Source organism: Gallaecimonas xiamenensis 3-C-1 (assembly GCF_000299915.1).
Lineage (GTDB): Bacteria > Pseudomonadota > Gammaproteobacteria > Enterobacterales > Gallaecimonadaceae > Gallaecimonas > Gallaecimonas xiamenensis.
In genome coordinates, this window is record NZ_AMRI01000006.1 from 150,939 (window position 1) to 166,904 (window position 15,966).

Annotated in this window: 15 protein-coding genes; 7 read left to right on the forward strand and 8 right to left on the reverse strand. The window is 60.3% G+C overall.

Translation table 11 applies throughout. The annotated features are described in order from the left end of the window. Genes B3C1_RS20840 through rpmH form a run of 6 tightly spaced genes read right to left on the reverse strand, consistent with a single transcriptional unit; the run spans nt 1 to nt 3,952 of the window. On the reverse strand, nt 1–198 hold the full coding sequence (locus B3C1_RS20840) for a DUF551 domain-containing protein (RefSeq protein WP_008483574.1): 198 nt from the start codon (nt 196–198) through the stop codon (nt 1–3). Between the two features lie 10 nt (nt 199–208). Next, nucleotides 209–1,555, reverse strand: a complete 1,347-nt coding sequence (gene mnmE / locus B3C1_RS06000) for a tRNA uridine-5-carboxymethylaminomethyl(34) synthesis GTPase MnmE (RefSeq protein WP_008483576.1) — start codon at nt 1,553–1,555, stop codon at nt 209–211. Between the two features lie 42 nt (nt 1,556–1,597). Next, entirely contained in the window at nt 1,598–3,214 is a 1,617-nt protein-coding gene (gene yidC / locus B3C1_RS06005) for a membrane protein insertase YidC (RefSeq protein ID WP_008483577.1), read from the reverse strand. Nucleotides 3,215–3,217: 3 nt separating this feature from the next. Next, nucleotides 3,218–3,469, reverse strand: a complete 252-nt coding sequence (gene yidD, locus B3C1_RS19700) for a membrane protein insertion efficiency factor YidD (protein ID WP_008483578.1) — start codon at nt 3,467–3,469, stop codon at nt 3,218–3,220. Further along, entirely contained in the window at nt 3,433–3,792 is a 360-nt protein-coding gene (gene rnpA, locus B3C1_RS06010) for a ribonuclease P protein component (RefSeq protein WP_035481299.1), read from the reverse strand. The genes yidD and rnpA overlap by 37 nt, the downstream gene beginning before the upstream one ends. Before the next feature lie 25 nt (nt 3,793–3,817). Further along, the gene (gene rpmH / locus B3C1_RS19705; RefSeq protein WP_008483580.1) at nt 3,818–3,952 is read right to left on the reverse strand and encodes a 50S ribosomal protein L34; all 135 of its coding nucleotides are present in this window, start codon (nt 3,950–3,952) and stop codon (nt 3,818–3,820) included. Between the two features lie 372 nt (nt 3,953–4,324). Between rpmH and dnaA the strand changes: the two genes are divergently transcribed. From dnaA to B3C1_RS06045, 7 genes are all read left to right on the forward strand, one after another. Further along, a complete protein-coding gene (gene dnaA, locus B3C1_RS06015; protein ID WP_008483581.1) occupies nt 4,325–5,725 on the forward strand; it encodes a chromosomal replication initiator protein DnaA in 1,401 nt (466 codons plus the stop codon). Between the two features lie 15 nt (nt 5,726–5,740). Beyond that, nucleotides 5,741–6,844 carry a DNA polymerase III subunit beta gene (gene dnaN, locus B3C1_RS06020; RefSeq protein WP_008483582.1) on the forward strand — a complete coding sequence of 368 codons (1,104 nt, stop codon included), beginning with the start codon at nt 5,741–5,743 and terminating at the stop codon, nt 6,842–6,844. A 12-nt stretch (nt 6,845–6,856) separates the two neighbouring features. Further along, the gene (gene recF / locus B3C1_RS06025; protein ID WP_008483583.1) at nt 6,857–7,948 is read left to right on the forward strand and encodes a DNA replication/repair protein RecF; all 1,092 of its coding nucleotides are present in this window, start codon (nt 6,857–6,859) and stop codon (nt 7,946–7,948) included. Between the two features lie 15 nt (nt 7,949–7,963). After that, a complete protein-coding gene (gyrB, locus tag B3C1_RS06030; protein WP_008483585.1) occupies nt 7,964–10,375 on the forward strand; it encodes a DNA topoisomerase (ATP-hydrolyzing) subunit B in 2,412 nt (803 codons plus the stop codon). A 92-nt stretch (nt 10,376–10,467) separates the two neighbouring features. Then, complete coding sequence (locus tag B3C1_RS06035) at nt 10,468–11,202, forward strand: NUDIX hydrolase (RefSeq protein ID WP_008483586.1); 735 nt, start codon at nt 10,468–10,470, stop codon at nt 11,200–11,202. Between the two features lie 104 nt (nt 11,203–11,306). After that, entirely contained in the window at nt 11,307–12,164 is an 858-nt protein-coding gene (gene prs, locus B3C1_RS06040; protein WP_008483588.1) for a ribose-phosphate diphosphokinase, read from the forward strand. Between the two features lie 2 nt (nt 12,165–12,166). After that, nucleotides 12,167–13,750, forward strand: coding sequence for a nicotinate phosphoribosyltransferase (locus B3C1_RS06045; RefSeq protein WP_008483589.1), 1,584 nt, complete (start codon nt 12,167–12,169; stop codon nt 13,748–13,750). Between the two features lie 50 nt (nt 13,751–13,800). On the opposite strand, the gene B3C1_RS06050 is transcribed toward B3C1_RS06045, so the two are convergent. Both B3C1_RS06050 and B3C1_RS06055 read right to left on the reverse strand, forming a co-directional pair. Continuing rightward, complete coding sequence (locus tag B3C1_RS06050; protein ID WP_008483591.1) at nt 13,801–15,399, reverse strand: ATP-binding cassette domain-containing protein; 1,599 nt, start codon at nt 15,397–15,399, stop codon at nt 13,801–13,803. Nucleotides 15,400–15,586: 187 nt separating this feature from the next. Continuing rightward, the coding region (locus tag B3C1_RS06055; RefSeq protein WP_008483592.1) for a LysR substrate-binding domain-containing protein at nt 15,587–15,966 on the reverse strand (380 nt) is incomplete at its 5' end.

Genomic DNA, 15,966 nt, shown 5'->3' on the forward strand with positions numbered 1-15,966 from the left:
TTAAAGCGGCAAGGCCGAGGTGTCGGGTATCGGCATCCAGGCTACCACCACAACCCCTTGCGGTACCTGGACCCAATTCCCCCCAACCGCATAGAGATCGGTTATGCCGCCGTTGCCCCTGTGGGGCCAAACGCCCTGGTAGAGCACAACGACGACCGCCAAATCTGCAGGCATCGCATCGCTACAGGGGATCCACATGGCGCCTTACCTATTTACCGATACAGAAGCTGGAGAAGATACGCCCCAGCAGGTCGTCGGAGCTGAATTCCCCGGTGATCTCGCTCAGGGCCAGCTGCGCCAGGCGCAGTTCCTCGGCCAGGATCTCGCCGGCGGCAAAGCCGTGCAGCTGCTCTTCGCCGGTGTCCAGGTGGCCTTCGGCGCTGTCCAGGGCCTCCAGGTGGCGGCGCCGGGCCAGGAAGCTGCCTTCGGTGGCCCCTTCAAAGCCCATCAGCGCCTTGAGGTGGTCACGCAGGGCCTCGACCCCGGCCCCGGTCTTGGCCGACAACCGCACTATGCCGTCTTCGAAGCCGGGGGTTTCGCCGGTCAGCTCCACTTTGTTGCGCACCACTGTGATGCCCAGGCTGTTTGGCAGCCGGTCCACAAAGTCTGGCCAGATGGCGTGGGGATCGGTGGCGTCGGTATCCAGGGCATCCACCATGAACAGCACTCGGTCGGCCTTGTCGATTTCCGCCCAGGCCCGTTCTATGCCGATCTTCTCTACCGCATCCCCGGTGTCCCGCAGGCCGGCGGTGTCGATGATGTGCAGGGGCATGCCGTCGATATGGATATGCTCGCGCAGCACGTCACGGGTGGTACCGGCGATGTCGGTGACGATAGCCAGCTCCTGGCCGGCCAGGGCGTTGAGCAGGCTCGATTTACCGGCATTGGGGCGGCCGGCTATCACCACCCGCATGCCGTCCCGCAGCAGGCTACCTTGGCGGGCGCTGGCCTTGACTGCCGCCAGTTCGGCGCGGATGCCTGCAAGATCCCCGGCTACTTTGCCGTCGGAGAGGAAATCAATCTCCTCCTCGGGAAAGTCGATGGCCGCTTCGACATAGATGCGCAGGTGGATAAGGGATTCCACCAGGCCCTGGATACGCCGGGAGAAGTCCCCCTGCAAGGAGTGCACGGCGCTGCGGGCCGCCTGTTCGGAGCTGGCTTCGATAAGGTCGGCGATGGCCTCGGCCTGGGCCAGGTCCAGCTTGTCGTTCAAGAAGGCCCGTTCGGAAAACTCACCGGGGCGGGCCAGGCGTAGGCCAGGCACCGACAACACCGCTTTTAGCAGCATGTCGAGGATCACCGGGCCACCGTGGCCCTGCAGTTCCAGGACATCTTCGCCGGTGAAGCTGTTGGGGCCGGGGAAATACAGGGCTATGCCCTGGTCCAGCACGGTGCCGTCCTGGTCCAGGAAGTTGCCGTAATGGGCGTAGCGGGCCTTGGGCAGGGTGCCCAGGCGGGCCTGGGCCACGGCGGCGGCCTGGGGGCCCGAGACGCGGATGATACCTACCCCACCCCGGCCGGTGGCGGTGGCGATGGCGGCTATGGTCTCTGACATGGCGGACTCCTTACAAAAAAGGCGGCTTGCGCCGCCCTTTTGTTACTTCAGGCCTTTCTTTTCCAGGCCCTTGTAGATGATGAGCTGCTGGGTGATGGACACCAGGTTGCTCACCAACCAGTACAGCACAAGGCCGGACGGGAAGAAGGCGAAGAAGGCACCCATCATCACCGGCATCAGCTGCATCACTTTCTGCTGCATGGGGTCGGCGATGGTGCTGGGTTGCAGTTTCTGGGTCACCCACATGGACAGCACGAACAGTACCGGCAGCACAAAGAAGGGGTCTTTGGCGGACAGGTCGGTGATCCACAGCATGAAGGGTGCGTGGCGCAGTTCCACAGATTCTTGCAGCACCCAGTACAGGGCAATGAAGATCGGCATCTGCAGCAGCAGCGGGAAGCAGCCACCCAGGGGGTTGACCTTCTCTTTCTTGTACAGCTCCATCATCGCCTGGGACATGCGCTGGCGATCGTCACCGTAGCGCTCTTTCAGGGCGGTCAGCTTGGGCTGCAGGGCGCGCATCTTGGCCATGGAGGTGTACTGGGCCTTGGTCAGCGGGTACATGGCACCACGCACAATCAGGGTCAGCAGGATGATGGCAAAGCCCCAGTTGGTCACCAGCGCATGGAGGTGCTTGAGCAGCCAGAACAGCAGCTCACCGATAAACCACAGTATGCCGTAGTCCACGGTCTTCTCCAGGCGCGGGGCCACTGCGGCCATGGCGTCCTGGTCTTTGGGGCCAACGTAGAGGTCGGCGCTCAGGCTGGTGCTGCCTTGGGGAGCTATGGTCACCGGCAGGGTCTTGGCACCGATGATGGCTTTGTCACCCGCCTGTTGGGTGTAGAACAGCATGTCGGTGTTGGACTTGGGCGCCCAGGCAGTCACGAAATAGTGCTGCAGCATGGCGACCCAACCGTTGTCGGTGGCCAGCTTGAGGTCACGCTTTTTGAAATCGTCGAAGCTGTACTTCTCGTATTTCTTCTCTTCGGTGGAATACACGGCACCGGTATAGGAGTGAGCCATGAAGGCGCCGCCATCAGGCTCGTGGTTGGAGCGCAGGATCTGCACGAAAGGCTCCAGTACCAGGGGCTGGGTGCTGCCGTTCTGTACTTCCACCAGGGTGTTGACCACGTATTTGCCGGGAGCCAGGGTCATGGTCTTCTTGAAGGTGACCCCTTTGGCGTCCTGGTAGCTCAGCACCAGTTGCTGGCTGCCGTCAGCCAGGGTAACAGGCTCGGCGGCGTTGTAGATGGGGCGGGCACGGCCACGGGTGTCGGCGCCGTCATTGCCTACGGTGCCGCTCATGGCCAGGTAGGCAAAGTCGCTGGTGCGGGTCAGCAGCTCGAAACGCTCCTCGCTGCCCTGGGTGGCGGCGAACTTGTCCAGCTGGGCGTCAACGATGTCGCCACCACGGGTGTCAACGGCCAGGGACAGGACGTCGTTGCCAAAGTGGATGATGCGGGACTCAGAGGGCGCAGCAGCGCTCTGCACTACGTCGGCTGCATCAGACTTGGGCAGGTAGTCGGTGCCTGCGGCCGGCACGGTTTCGGTGACGGCGGCGGGGGCCGGCTTGGGAGCCTGGTCTTCCTGCCAGGCGGAGAACAGCAAAAAGCTGACCGCCAGCAAACCGAAGAACAACAGGGAGCGTTGGGATTCCATGGATTAATGTTCTCTTGTTTTGCGTTCGGGAACCGGATCATGACCACCGGGATGACGAGGGTGGCATTTTAGTATCCTGCGGCCCGCCAACCAACTCCCTTTCAAGGGACCGTGGCGTTTAATGGCGAGGATGGCGTAATGGGAACAGGTCGGCGTGAAGCGGCAGTTCGGCCCCAACAGGGGACTGAGCAGCAGCTGGTAGAGCCTGATGGGCAGGATCAGGCATGCGCCAAGCGCTTTGCCAAGAGTTTCCATAAACGGTCCACCAAGGCCACGTAGTCACTGTTTTCCAGAAACTGGGCAGGTTTTTTGACGATGACGATGACGTCGGCATCGGGTAAGGACGCCTGACGTAACCGCACGTACTCCCTGGTCAGCCGTTTCAGACGGTTCCGGGAAGTCGCTTTTTTAACCTGTTTACGGGCGATTGTCAGCCCCAATCTGGCATGACCCAGATCGTTATGGCGGGCTAAAAGGGTGACTTCGGGGGAGGAGGCGCGAACAGGGTTGTCGAAAACCCTTTGAAAATGCGCGGGAGTTAACAGACGTAACTCCCGGCTATAGGTCAGCTTGGACACTTGATTGTGCTGGGCACTCAAGTGATCAGGCAGACAGGCGAGCACGACCTTTGGCACGGCGACGAGCCAGTACCTTGCGGCCGTTTTTGGTTGCCATGCGAGCACGGAAACCGTGGTCACGCTTGCGCTTGATTACGCTGGGTTGAAAAGTACGTTGCATAGTTATTTCCGTCGGTCAGTGTTAAACCACAGGGTACCGCTTGATGGATTGGCCATCTGGCCCCCGCGGAGTGCCCACAAAAAGAGGCCGAATTATACAGAGCCCACCTAAGTGCGTCAAATCTGCACAGGCTCCTTTCTTTCGGCGCAGCACATTCTAGATCAGCCTGGGATCAATGTAACGATCCTGATGATCCTGGTTGATCTCGACGCCCTTAGTGGTCAACAATGTCCTTCCTGCCGTCCTTCTAGATCCCCGTAGTGATGCATCCCGGGCCAACCCGCTTGGGAGGGCGCTTTTTCGCTGCGTGAAAGGTGTCGAAGGGACGGCACAACAGGTACAATGACGGACTTTTATTTGGGGAGTGTCAGCGTGGGATCGTCGCTTTGGCAGCAATGTCTGGATAGGCTGCAGGATGAGTTGCCAACTCAGCAATTCAGCATGTGGATCCGTCCTCTTCAGGTAGAGCTGGGTGACGAAGTACTGACGCTGTTTGCCCCCAACCGTTTCGTACTGGACTGGGTACGGGACAAATACATGGGCCGTATCAACGAGTTGCTGGGTGAGCTTTGCGGCCAGGATGCCCCGTCCCTTTATTTTGAGGTGGGCTCACGCAAGCTGGCCAGCAACGGCAGCCTTCCCCAGGCCCAGGCTCCTCAGCAGGCCGCCCCGCGCCCCAATACCCCGGCCAAGCCCAAGCTGGTGCCCAGTTGGCAACAGCCTGCCCAGCAGCCGGAACCCGACGTCCAGTACCGCTCCAACATCAATCCCGTCTACACCTTCGACAACTTCGTCGAAGGTAAGTCCAACCAGCTGGCCCGCGCCGCTGCCGGCCAGGTGGCCGACAACCCCGGCAATGCCTATAACCCGCTGTTCCTCTACGGCGGTACCGGCCTGGGTAAGACCCACCTTTTGTACGCCGTCGGCAACACTATCCTGGCCAACAAGCCCGGCGCCAAGGTGGTGTACATGCACTCCGAGCGCTTCGTGCAGGACATGGTCCGTGCCCTGCAGAACAACGCCATTGAAGAGTTCAAGCGCTACTACCGCAGCGTCGACGCCCTGCTGATCGACGACATCCAATTCTTTGCCAACAAGGAGCGCTCCCAGGAGGAGTTCTTCCACACCTTCAATGCCTTGTTGGAAGGTAACCAGCAGATCATCCTCACCTCCGACCGCTATCCCAAAGAGATTGACGGTGTCGAGGACAGGCTCAAGTCCCGCTTCGGCTGGGGCCTGACCGTGGCCATAGAGCCGCCGGAGCTGGAAACCCGGGTTGCCATCTTGATGCGCAAGGCCGAAGAGCACGGCATCCACCTCTCTGACGAGGTGGCCTTCTTCGTGGCCAAGCGCCTGCGTTCCAATGTCCGCGAGCTGGAAGGGGCCCTGAACCGGGTTATCGCCAACGCCAATTTCACCGGCCGCGCCATCACCATCGACTTTGTCCGTGAGGCCCTTCGCGACCTGCTGGCCTTGCAGGAAAAGCTGGTAACCATCGACAACATACAGAAAACCGTTGCAGAGTATTACAAGATCAAAGTGGCGGATCTGCTCTCCAAGCGGCGGTCCCGTTCCGTTGCCAGGCCGCGCCAGTTGGCCATGGCCCTGGCCAAGGAACTGACCAACCACAGCCTCCCCGAAATCGGGGATGCCTTTGGGGGCAGGGACCATACGACAGTGCTCCATGCCTGTCGTAAAATTCAGGAGCTGCGTGAAAGCTCCCACGACATTAAAGAAGACTACGCCAACCTGATCCGAACCTTGTCTTCCTGATAGCGGAAATCGGTCATGAAATTTGTCATTAACAGGGAACAACTCCTCCGGCCTTTGCAACAGGTCGCAGGCGCCGTCGAGCGCCGTCATACCTTACCGATCCTGGCCAACGTGCTGATCGAGGTGAATGACGGCCTGCTGTCTTTGACCGGTACCGACCTCGAAGTAGAACTGATAGGCCAGCTGACCCTCACCGACGCCAGCCATAACGGCCGCATCACGGTGCCGGCCAAAAAGCTGGTGGATATTATCCGTGGCCTGCCAGACGGTGCAGAAATAAAGGTAGATGTAGATGGTGAGCGCTTACTTGTTCGCTCCGGTCGCAGCCGTTTCTCCCTGTCTACCCTGGCGGCGGAAGACTACCCCAACATCGATGCCTGGCAGAGCGACATCGAGTTCGTCACTGCCCAGAGCAGCCTGCGCAAGCTGATTGACTCCACCCATTTTTCCATGGCCAACCAGGATGTCCGTTACTACCTCAACGGCATGCTGTTTGAAACCGAGCACAACAAGCTGCGCACCGTTTCTACCGACGGCCACCGCCTGGCCATGGCCTACCAGATCATCGACGGCGTCAACCTGCCCGAACACCAGGTGATAGTGCCCCGCAAGGGTGTGCTGGAGCTGGTGCGGCTGCTCAACCACGACGACGCCCTGGTCAAGGTGCAGATCGGTGCCAACCATATCCGGGTGATCACCGACGACTTCACCTTCACCTCCAAGCTGGTGGACGGCCGCTTCCCCGACTACCGCCGGGTATTGCCCCGCCAGGCCGACAACCGCCTGCAAGGGGACCGGGAAGTGCTGCGCCAGGCCTTTGCCCGCGCTTCTATCCTGTCCAACGAGAAGTTTCGCGGCGTGCGCCTGAATCTGGACGGCAGTGAGTTGAAAATCACCGCCAACAACCCAGAGCAGGAAGAAGCCGAAGAGCACCTGGAAGTGGACTACCAAGGCGCGGCCCTGGAGATCGGCTTCAACGTCAGCTATATCCTCGACGTGCTCAACACCCTCAAATGCGACAGGGTGCAGCTGGCCTTCGGTGATGCCAATTCCAGTACCCTCATTGAAGACGCCCAGTCTGACGAAGCCGTTTATGTGGTCATGCCCATGCGCCTGTAACGGGGGCGGTTTTTGAGCGTCAGCCGTTTCGCTTTAGAGCGTTTTCGCAACATCGACAGCCTGCAGTTGGAGCCCGGTCCGGGCTTCAACTGTATTGTGGGCCCCAATGGCAGCGGTAAGACCGCTATCCTTGAAGGGCTGCACTTCCTTGGCCTAGGCCGTTCCTTTCGCACCCACCAGGCCGCCAGGGCCATTCAGGACGGCCAAGGCGACTTCCTGCTGTTTGCCCGTAAGGAAGAAGGGGACAGGGCTCACCAGCTAGGTATGCAGCGGGACAGGGCAGGGAACCTCAGCCTGCGCCTGGACGGGGAGAACCCCGACCGTCTGGCTGCCTTTGCCGAAGTGCTGCCCCTGCAACTGATCACCCCGGAAAGCTTCGATCTGCTCACCGGTGGCCCAGCTAACCGCCGGCAATTCATCGATTGGGGGGTCTTTCATGTGGAAAGCGCCTTCCTGGGCTGCTGGTCCAGGGTAAAAAGACTCCTCAAACAGCGAAATGCGCTGCTCAAACGGCGCCCAAAAAGGTATGATGAGCTGTCTTATTGGGACGGGGAGTTTGCCCGGTACAGCGGCCAGTTAACGGCCCTGCGGCAAGCTTACGTGGCAGAGTTGCTGCCCGCCCTGGCACCCATGCTGGAACGGCTGCTGCCCCAATACCAGGTGAGCCTGGAATTTGCCCAGGGCTGGGACAAGTCCCTGCCCCTGGATGGGGTCTTGCAGCAGCAGTTCGAGCGGGACCAGGCCCTGGGCTTTACCCAGGCCGGTCCACACAAGGCCGATTTGCGCATCAAGGTTGATGGCATTCCGGTCCAGGAGTTTTTCTCCCGAGGGGAACTGAAGCTGCTGGTCTGCGCCCTGAAACTGGCCCAGGCCGCCTTGCTCAAGGACAAAAGGCAACGGCAGGTGAGTTTTCTCATCGACGATTTGCCCGCCGAACTGGATGGCGACAAGCGACTGGCACTGACCACCGCTCTGGCCGATACCCAGGCTCAAGTCTTTGTGACGGCCATAGATGCAGACAAAGTAGATGACATGGTAGCGCCGCTGAGCGATGTGCGGCTGTTTCACGTGAAACAGGGCCGCCTTGGCGGAGCTGACGGATAAAAAGAGAGACGGATAATGGCGAACGAGTACGATTCCTCGAGTATCAAGGTCCTGAAGGGACTGGACGCGGTACGCAAACGTCCTGGCATGTACATCGGTGACACCGACGACGGCTCAGGCCTGCACCACATGGTGTTCGAGGTCGTGGATAACTCCATCGACGAGGCCCTGGCTGGCCACTGTAACGACATCGTGGTGACCATCCACGCTGACGGTTCCGTCTCTGTCCGCGACGACGGCCGGGGTATCCCGACCGAGCAACACGAAGAAGGCAAGAGTGCCGCCGAAGTCATCATGACCGTGCTGCACGCCGGCGGTAAGTTCGACGACAACTCCTATAAGGTGTCCGGTGGTCTGCACGGCGTGGGTGTGTCGGTGGTGAACGCCCTGTCCGACAAGCTGGAGCTGACCATCCGCCGCAAGGGCAAGGTGCACCAGCAGATCTACCACCTGGGTGAACCCCAGGCACCCCTGGACGTGATCGGCGAAGCCCAGAGCACAGGTACCGAGATCCGCTTCTGGCCCAGCCCCACCATCTTCTCCGACACCCTGTTCCATTACGACATCCTGGCCAAGCGCCTGCGTGAGCTGTCCTTCCTGAACTCCGGCGTATCCATCCGCCTGCTGGACGAGCGTGACGATCGCAGCGACCACTTTATGTATCAAGGTGGCATCCAGGCCTTCGTCGACTACCTGAACCGCAACAAGACCCCTATCCACCCCAAGGTGTTCCATTTCACCCTGGAGCGTGAAGACGGCATTTCCGTGGAAGTGGCCATGCAGTGGAACGACTCCTTCCAGGAGAACCTCTACTGCTTTACCAACAACATTCCCCAGCGCGACGGTGGTACCCACCTGGCCGGCTTCCGGGCCGCCCTGACCCGCACCATGAACAACTACATGGAAGCGGAAGGCCATGCCAAGAAGGCCAAGATCAGCACCACCGGCGACGACTCCCGTGAAGGCCTGACCGCCGTTATCTCGGTCAAGGTGCCGGATCCCAAGTTCTCCAGCCAGACCAAAGACAAACTGGTCTCCTCCGAGGTGAAATCCGCCGTGGAATCGGCCATGGCCGAGAAATTCCAGGAGTACCTGCTGGAAAACCCCAACGACGCCAAGACTGTCGTTACCAAGATCATCGACGCCGCCCGTGCCCGGGAAGCGGCCCGCAAGGCCCGCGAAATGACCCGCCGCAAGGGCGCCCTGGACTTGGCCGGCTTGCCCGGCAAACTGGCCGACTGCCAGGAAAAAGACCCGGCACTGTCCGAACTCTACATAGTGGAGGGTGACTCTGCGGGCGGTAGCGCCAAGCAGGGCCGCAACCGTAAGAACCAGGCCATCCTGCCCCTCAAGGGTAAGATCCTCAACGTCGAGAAGGCCCGCTTCGACAAGATGCTGTCGTCCCAGGAAGTGGCCACCCTGATCACCGCCCTGGGCTGCGGTATCGGCCGCGACGAGTACGATCCGGACAAGCTGCGCTACCACAGCATCATCATCATGACCGATGCCGACGTGGACGGCTCCCACATCCGTACCCTGCTGCTGACCTTCTTCTATCGCCAAATGCCTGAGCTGGTAGAGCGTGGCTACATCTATATCGCCCAGCCGCCTCTCTATAAGGTCAAGAAGGGCAAGCAGGAGCAGTACATCAAGGACGATGTGGCCATGACCCAGTACCTGACCGCCATCGCCCTGGAAAACGCCGAGCTGCACGTCAACGCCGACGCCCCGGCCATCGCTGGCCTGGCCCTGGAAACCATGGTGACCCAGTTCCGCGACGTGGAAAACATGATTGAGCGGCTGTCCCGCAAATACCCGGCGGCGGTCACCCGTGAAATGATTTACCACCTGGCCCTGAAGGTCGAAGATCTCAAGGACAAGGCCAAGGCCGAGCAGTGGCTGGCCCAGCTGGTGGCCGTTCTCAACGGCAAGGAGCTGTCCGGCTCCACTTACCTGGCCGACCTGGTGGAAGACGTGGAACGCAGCCTCTGGGTACCCCGTTTCACCATCCGTACCCACGGTGTGGACCACGAGTACCGCTTCGGTCCCGACTTCTTCGCCTCTGCCGAGTACGGCAAGCTGGTGGCCCTGGGCGAGGCTATCCACAACCTCATCGAAGAAGGTGGCTACGTGCAGCGCGGCGAGCGCAAGCAACCGGTCAAAACCTTCGAACAGGCTCTGACCTGGCTGATGAACGAGAGCCGCCGTGGCCTCTATGTCCAGCGTTACAAGGGTCTGGGCGAGATGAACCCCGATCAGCTCTGGGAAACCACCATGGACCCGGAAGTGCGCCGCATGCTGCGGGTACGGATTGAAGACGCCGTGGCCGCCGACCAGCTGTTCACCACCCTGATGGGCGATCACGTGGAGCCGCGCCGCGACTTCATCGAGACCAACGCCCTGAAAGTGGCCAACCTGGACGTATAAGTGGCCTCTGGCACCCCGGTGCCGGTGCCGTTGCAGTGAAAGAGGGGGCTTAGGCCCCCTTTTTGATAGGTGTAAACCCACAAGGAATTGTTATGGCCGAACCCCAGTCTTCCGAGCTGACCGAAGCCCAGTACCTGGAGCGCTACGATATCCGCCGTTACCCCCTGCCGTTGACCTGTGTCGACAGCGTGCTGTTTTCGGTGGTGGCCGGCGAGCTCAAGGTGTTGTTGGTGAAAAGGGCCAGCCATCCCGACAAGGGCCTTTGGGGGCTGCCGGGAGGTTTTATCGACCTGGAGCAGGACCGGGATCTGGAAGCCTGCGCCCAGCGCAACCTGGAGGCCAAGACCGGCGTCCGTGCTCCCTATCTGGAGCAGCTGGGCGGTGTGGGTAACGCTAGCCGTGATAAACGGGGCTGGTCCATCACCCTGGCCTTCTATGCCCTGATGCCGTGCCGCCAAGGCCTGACCCAGGCCAGCACAGTGGAAGAGGCCGCCTGGTTTGCCCTGGACGCCTTACCCCTGCCCCTGGCCTTTGACCACCAACAGCTTATTGCCCTGGCCCAAGATAGGCTGCGCCAGAAGGCTCTTTATAGCCTGGTGGCGGCCTTTGCCCTGCCTGAAAGCTTTACCCTCACCGAGCTCCAGGAGATCCATGAAGCTATTTTGGGGCAGCCCCTTCAGAAGAAGTCCTTTCGCCGTCGCATAGAACAGGCACAGGTACTGGAAGCCACCGGCGAGAACCGGGTGGAAGTAGGGCGGCCGGCCAAGTTGTACCGGGTATTGCCCGGCGCCGCCCACTACAGATTCAGCCGCAATCTGGAGTGCTGAATTGATAAATTGTCTTAGGGACAATAAAAGTCTTGCACCCGGGAGCTGAGTGCACTAGATTAAGTGTCACTAAGACACTAAGAGACATTCACAAGGAGTTGAAGATGAAAGTGACAGGGATAGACCACCAAGGGCAGCAACACCCCCTGCACCTGGACAGCTGGTGCTTCTCCGGTGGCGAAGAGCATATCCGCTTTGCCCCGGCGCCATGGGAAAGCCTGCGCAGCATTGAGGTCAGCATCCGTCTGGCCGACTCAGCGGCGGTGATGCGGCTGCTGCTGATCAAGGACGCCCTTGACCGCCTCGCCCCCCGGGCCAGCAAAGCGCTGCTGGTGCCGTACTTCCCCTATGCCCGCCAAGACCGGGTCTGTGTACCGGGCGAAGCCTTCGGCGTCGAACTGATGGCCAAACTCCTTAAAGGGGCGGGTTTCGATAGCATCGAGAGCTGGGATCTGCATTCTGCCGTCAGCCAACAACTGCTGGGCAACGACGGGGTCAGCCAGGCGCAATTGGTGGGTGAGTTTGCCGCCCTGACCGATTGGCTGCAGACCCATCAAGCCATGCTGGTGGCACCCGACAAGGGGGCCAGCGCCAAGATTGGCCAGGTGGCTGCCCAGCTGCACCTGCAAGGCATCGAAGCCGGCGTCATCCAAGCCAGCAAGAAGCGGGACCCAGTCTCAGGGCAGATCCTGGCTACCGAAGTGGACGCCGATGTGGCCGGCAAGAATCTGCTGATCCTCGACGACATCTGTGACGGGGGCCGTACCTTTATCGAGCTGGCCAAAGTGCTAAAGGAGAAAGGGGCAGGGAGCATAGGGCTCTACGTGACCCACGGCATCTTTTCCAAGGGCCTGGCCCCCTTTGCCGGCCTTATCGACGACATCTTCACCACCGACTCCATCCGCAACCAGGACGGCCTCGAAGGCCTGGTCCAGTACGCCCGATTCGAAGCAAGGAGCTAATCATGAGCATCATCGCCCCCAGCATGCAAAAAGACGTCTACAAGGAATTTCACGGTCGTGCCTACCACCCGGAGGTGACCCGGGTCTACGCCAACTTCACCTCCCGCAGCGGCAAGAACGCCAATGTACCCGGTTGTGACAAGGTGGCTTTCGTGGGCCTTCAGTACTTCATCAAAAGCTACCTGATGGAGGAATGGGACAGCTTCTTCAAGATGCCCAAGGCTGAGGCCGTGGGCCGCCATAAGCGCATCCTGAGTGCCATGCTGGGTTACCAGGTGGACGTCAGCTACCTCGAAGCCCTCCATGACCTGGGTTACCTGCCGCTGCAGATCAAGGCCTTGCCTGAGGGCACCCTGGTGCCTTACCAAGTGCCGCCCATGACGGTGGTCAACACCCACCCGGATTTCCCCTGGCTCACCAACATGATTGAGACCGTGCTGAGCTGTGAAAACTGGCCTATCCAAACCAGCGCCACCACTGCCGCCGCCTACTTCAAGGTGTTCCGGGACTATGCCGCCAAGACCGGCCTGCCTTTGGAGATGGTGCCTTTCCAGGGCCACGACTTCAGCTTCAGGGGCATGTTCGGTAAGCAGGCGGCAGCCATGAGTGGCTTTGGCCACCTGGCAGCCGGCTTTGTTGGTACCGACACCATTCCCGCCGTGCTCTTTGCCGAGCAGTACTACAACGCCGACGTGGACAAGGAACTGGTGGGTTGCTCTGTGGACGCCACCGAACACTCCGTTACCTGCTCCTGGATACTGGAAGGGGAGATCGCCTTCTTCCGTTATCTGATGCAGGAACAATCTCCCAAGGGCATCCTCAGCGTGGTATCTGATACCTGGGATTTTTGGACCCTGGTGACCCGTTACCTGCCGGAACTCAAAGAAGAGATCCTGGCCCGCGAAGGCACCCTGGTGATCCGCCCCGACTCCGGTGACCCGGTGAAGATCCTCACTGGCTATTTGGTCGCTCCCCAGTCTCTCACCGGCCAATGCGGTTCCCTGGAAGAAGCCCAGGCCCTGGCTGCTAAGGACGGCTTCGAAGCGGTGCGCTTTGGTGACAGCTACCATGACCTTACCGGCCAGGAGCTGATGGACTGCGAGGTCAAAGGCCTTATCGAATGCCTCTGGGACATCTTCGGCGGCAGCCTCACCGACAAGGGCTTCAAGCTCCTCGACGACCATATCGGTGCCATCTACGGTGATGCCATCACCCTGGTGCGTCAGCAACAGATCCTGCAGCGGCTCATGGATAAGGGCTTTGCCTCCAAAGTGGTGCTGGGCATCGGTTCCTACAGCTACCAGTTCGTGACCCGCGACACCCACGGCTCAGCGGTCAAGGCCACCCACGTCATCAAGGATGGCGAACCCCTGGCTATCTTCAAGGCGCCCAAGACCGATACCCAGAAGCGTTCCGCCCGAGGCCTGTTGCAGGTGGTGGAAGTGGACGGCACCTTGCAGCTGCGTGACGACGTCAGCCCCGAAGAAGAAGAGCAGGGCCTGCTGGAGACCGTTTACCTGGATGGCAAGCTGGTTAAGGAAACCAGCCTCAGCGAGATCCGGACTCGGATAGCCAACCAGCTCTAAGAAAGAAAGGCGGGAATACCCCGCCTTTTTTTGTTTCACGTGAAACATGACTACCAAGGCGCCAAGTGCCAGGCTGGTGGCGATAGCCTCAGCCTGTGACTTGGCTTTAGCTGCTGGAGAAAATCCTGGTCGTGAGATACCACCACCAAGGCTCCCTGGTAACGGCTCAGCAAGGATTCCAGGGCCTGCAGCGAGGGTAGATCCAGGTGGTTGCTGGGTTCATCCAGGATCAGCAAATCAGGAGGCTCGGCATTGAGCAGCAACAGGGCAAGGGCAGCCTTGATGCGCTCACCGCCACTGAGGTCGGCGCAGGCGACGGCCAGCCTGGGGGCGTCGAATCCCATATGGGCTAGCCAGGTCCTGAGCTGCCCCTGGTCCTTGCCTTGGCTTGCCGGTAGCTGCGCCAGTAATGACTGACCCGGGTCCAGCAGGGATGCCTGCTGATCAAGGTAACCCAGCCTACCGTTGAGATGCCGGTTGCCCGATGCCGGCAAGGTCCCGGCCATCACCTGCAGCAAGCTGGACTTGCCACTGCCGTTGTCCCCAACTACTGCCAGGCGTTGCCCCTTGGCCAAGGTCAGGTTTAACGGACCCAGCTGCGGCCCCTGTAGCAGCACTATCTGATCCAGCTTCAGTACAGTCCTACCAGTTGCCTGCGGTTGTGTGCCCAAGTGCAGGTGGATCTGTTGCACCTGTTCTACTCGGCGTCCCGCCTCGGCAATATCCCCTTCCAGCTTTTCCCGGCGCTGCTGCTGATGCAGTTGCAGCTTACCCATGGTTTTTTGGCTGCCTTGCTTTTGTCTACCCAGCAGTATCTTGGCCTGGTTTTGGTCGGCCTTGGCAGCGGTTGCCTGGCGTCTGTGCATTCTTTCCTTCTGGGCTTGGAGCTGCTGTTGTTCCTTACGGCGCTGGTGTTTCAACTGTTGCAGTTGTTGGTTGACCTGAGCCCTTTCTTCTTCCTTATGCCGCTGGTAGTCCTGGTAGTTGCCGCCATAGCTTCTGAGCCCCAAAGGGGAGAGTTCATAGATCCGTTCCATGGCTGCCAGCAGTTGTCGGTCATGGCTGACAACCAGCAGGGCCCCTTGCCACTGCTCCAACTGATTGAGTAGCTGCTGTCTTGCCCGGCTGTCCAGGTGATTGGTGGGTTCATCCAGGATCAAGCAATCGGCGCCAGCCAATACGGCACCGGCCAGGGCCACTTGCATGGCTTCACCGCCACTGACTTCGGCCGCTGCCATGGCCGGTGACAGATGCCCCAAACCCCTCTGAGCCAGCAGGCTTTGCAGGCGTCCAGGCAGGGTCCAGTCGTTGCCGAGAATATCGAAGTCGGCTTGGTCCAGGCTGCCGGCTTCGATGCGGGCCAGGGCCTGTAGACGCTGCTCAACCCCCAGCAATCCAGCCAGGGTAAGGCCAGGTGTGACCAATAGTTGCTGTGGCAGGTAATAGAGGGTGCCGCCCCTGTTGCATTGGCCGGAGCTGGGTTGGCGCAGTCCGGCCAGCAGTTGCGCTAAGACGGATTTACCTACGCCGTTGCGGCCGACCAGGGCAGAACGTTGCAGGTCCATCTGGGCATTGAGTTGGGAGAAGAGAGTCCTGCCGTCAGGCAGCACATAAGAGACGTTTTCCAACGTCAGGAATGGGGTCGTCATGCAAAGCTCCATGGATACCAAGTACTCGGACTCCGCGCTGGTCAGCGGCGAAGAAGGAGAAACCGTCGGTAGGACGGCGGTATCAATAGCGCATTGGACGAACCCTCGGTGGTCGGTAAGAGGCCCTATCCTAGGAAAAAGAAGCGCCATGATGCAAGTAGATAATGAGGCTGTTTCACGTGGAACATCATGAGCCTGGTGCTGCGCGCGCGAGAACGGAGTCCCTGATGAACTGACGCAGCCAGCGATGGGCGGTGTCGTTATGGTGCTTCTCGTGCCATAGCATCACCATCTGGAAGCTAGGTGCCTGAAAGGGGACGGGGTGTGTTTTGAGCCCGGTACCCGGTATCAGCCGGGAGGGCACCATGGCCACCAAATCAGAGCTTTCCAGCAGCTGGCACATAAAGTTGAAGTGCGGCACGGACAGCACCACCTTGCGCTTGTGGCCGAGCATGGCCAATACCTGATCGGTGCCGCCACTGAAGCCGCCGCCGTTGGGGGAAACCATCACATGCTCCAGGCGACAAAAGCGGTCCATATCCAGTGGCTGGCGCAGCTGGGGGGGGG

Coding starts and splice junctions, on each gene's coding strand:
- B3C1_RS06035 (WP_008483586.1), top strand. CDS start 10,468: ATGGCCGAACCCCAGTCTTCCGAGCTGACCGAAGCCCAGTACCTGGAG.
- dnaN (WP_008483582.1), top strand. CDS start 5,741: ATGAAATTTGTCATTAACAGGGAACAACTCCTCCGGCCTTTGCAACAG.
- yidD (WP_008483578.1), bottom strand. CDS start 3,469: ATGGAAACTCTTGGCAAAGCGCTTGGCGCATGCCTGATCCTGCCCATC.
- rpmH (WP_008483580.1), bottom strand. CDS start 3,952: ATGCAACGTACTTTTCAACCCAGCGTAATCAAGCGCAAGCGTGACCAC.
- B3C1_RS06050 (WP_008483591.1), bottom strand. CDS start 15,399: ATGACGACCCCATTCCTGACGTTGGAAAACGTCTCTTATGTGCTGCCT.
- B3C1_RS06045 (WP_008483589.1), top strand. CDS start 12,167: ATGAGCATCATCGCCCCCAGCATGCAAAAAGACGTCTACAAGGAATTT.
- B3C1_RS20840 (WP_008483574.1), bottom strand. CDS start 198: ATGTGGATCCCCTGTAGCGATGCGATGCCTGCAGATTTGGCGGTCGTC.
- gyrB (WP_008483585.1), top strand. CDS start 7,964: ATGGCGAACGAGTACGATTCCTCGAGTATCAAGGTCCTGAAGGGACTG.
- mnmE (WP_008483576.1), bottom strand. CDS start 1,555: ATGTCAGAGACCATAGCCGCCATCGCCACCGCCACCGGCCGGGGTGGG.
- prs (WP_008483588.1), top strand. CDS start 11,307: ATGAAAGTGACAGGGATAGACCACCAAGGGCAGCAACACCCCCTGCAC.
- yidC (WP_008483577.1), bottom strand. CDS start 3,214: ATGGAATCCCAACGCTCCCTGTTGTTCTTCGGTTTGCTGGCGGTCAGC.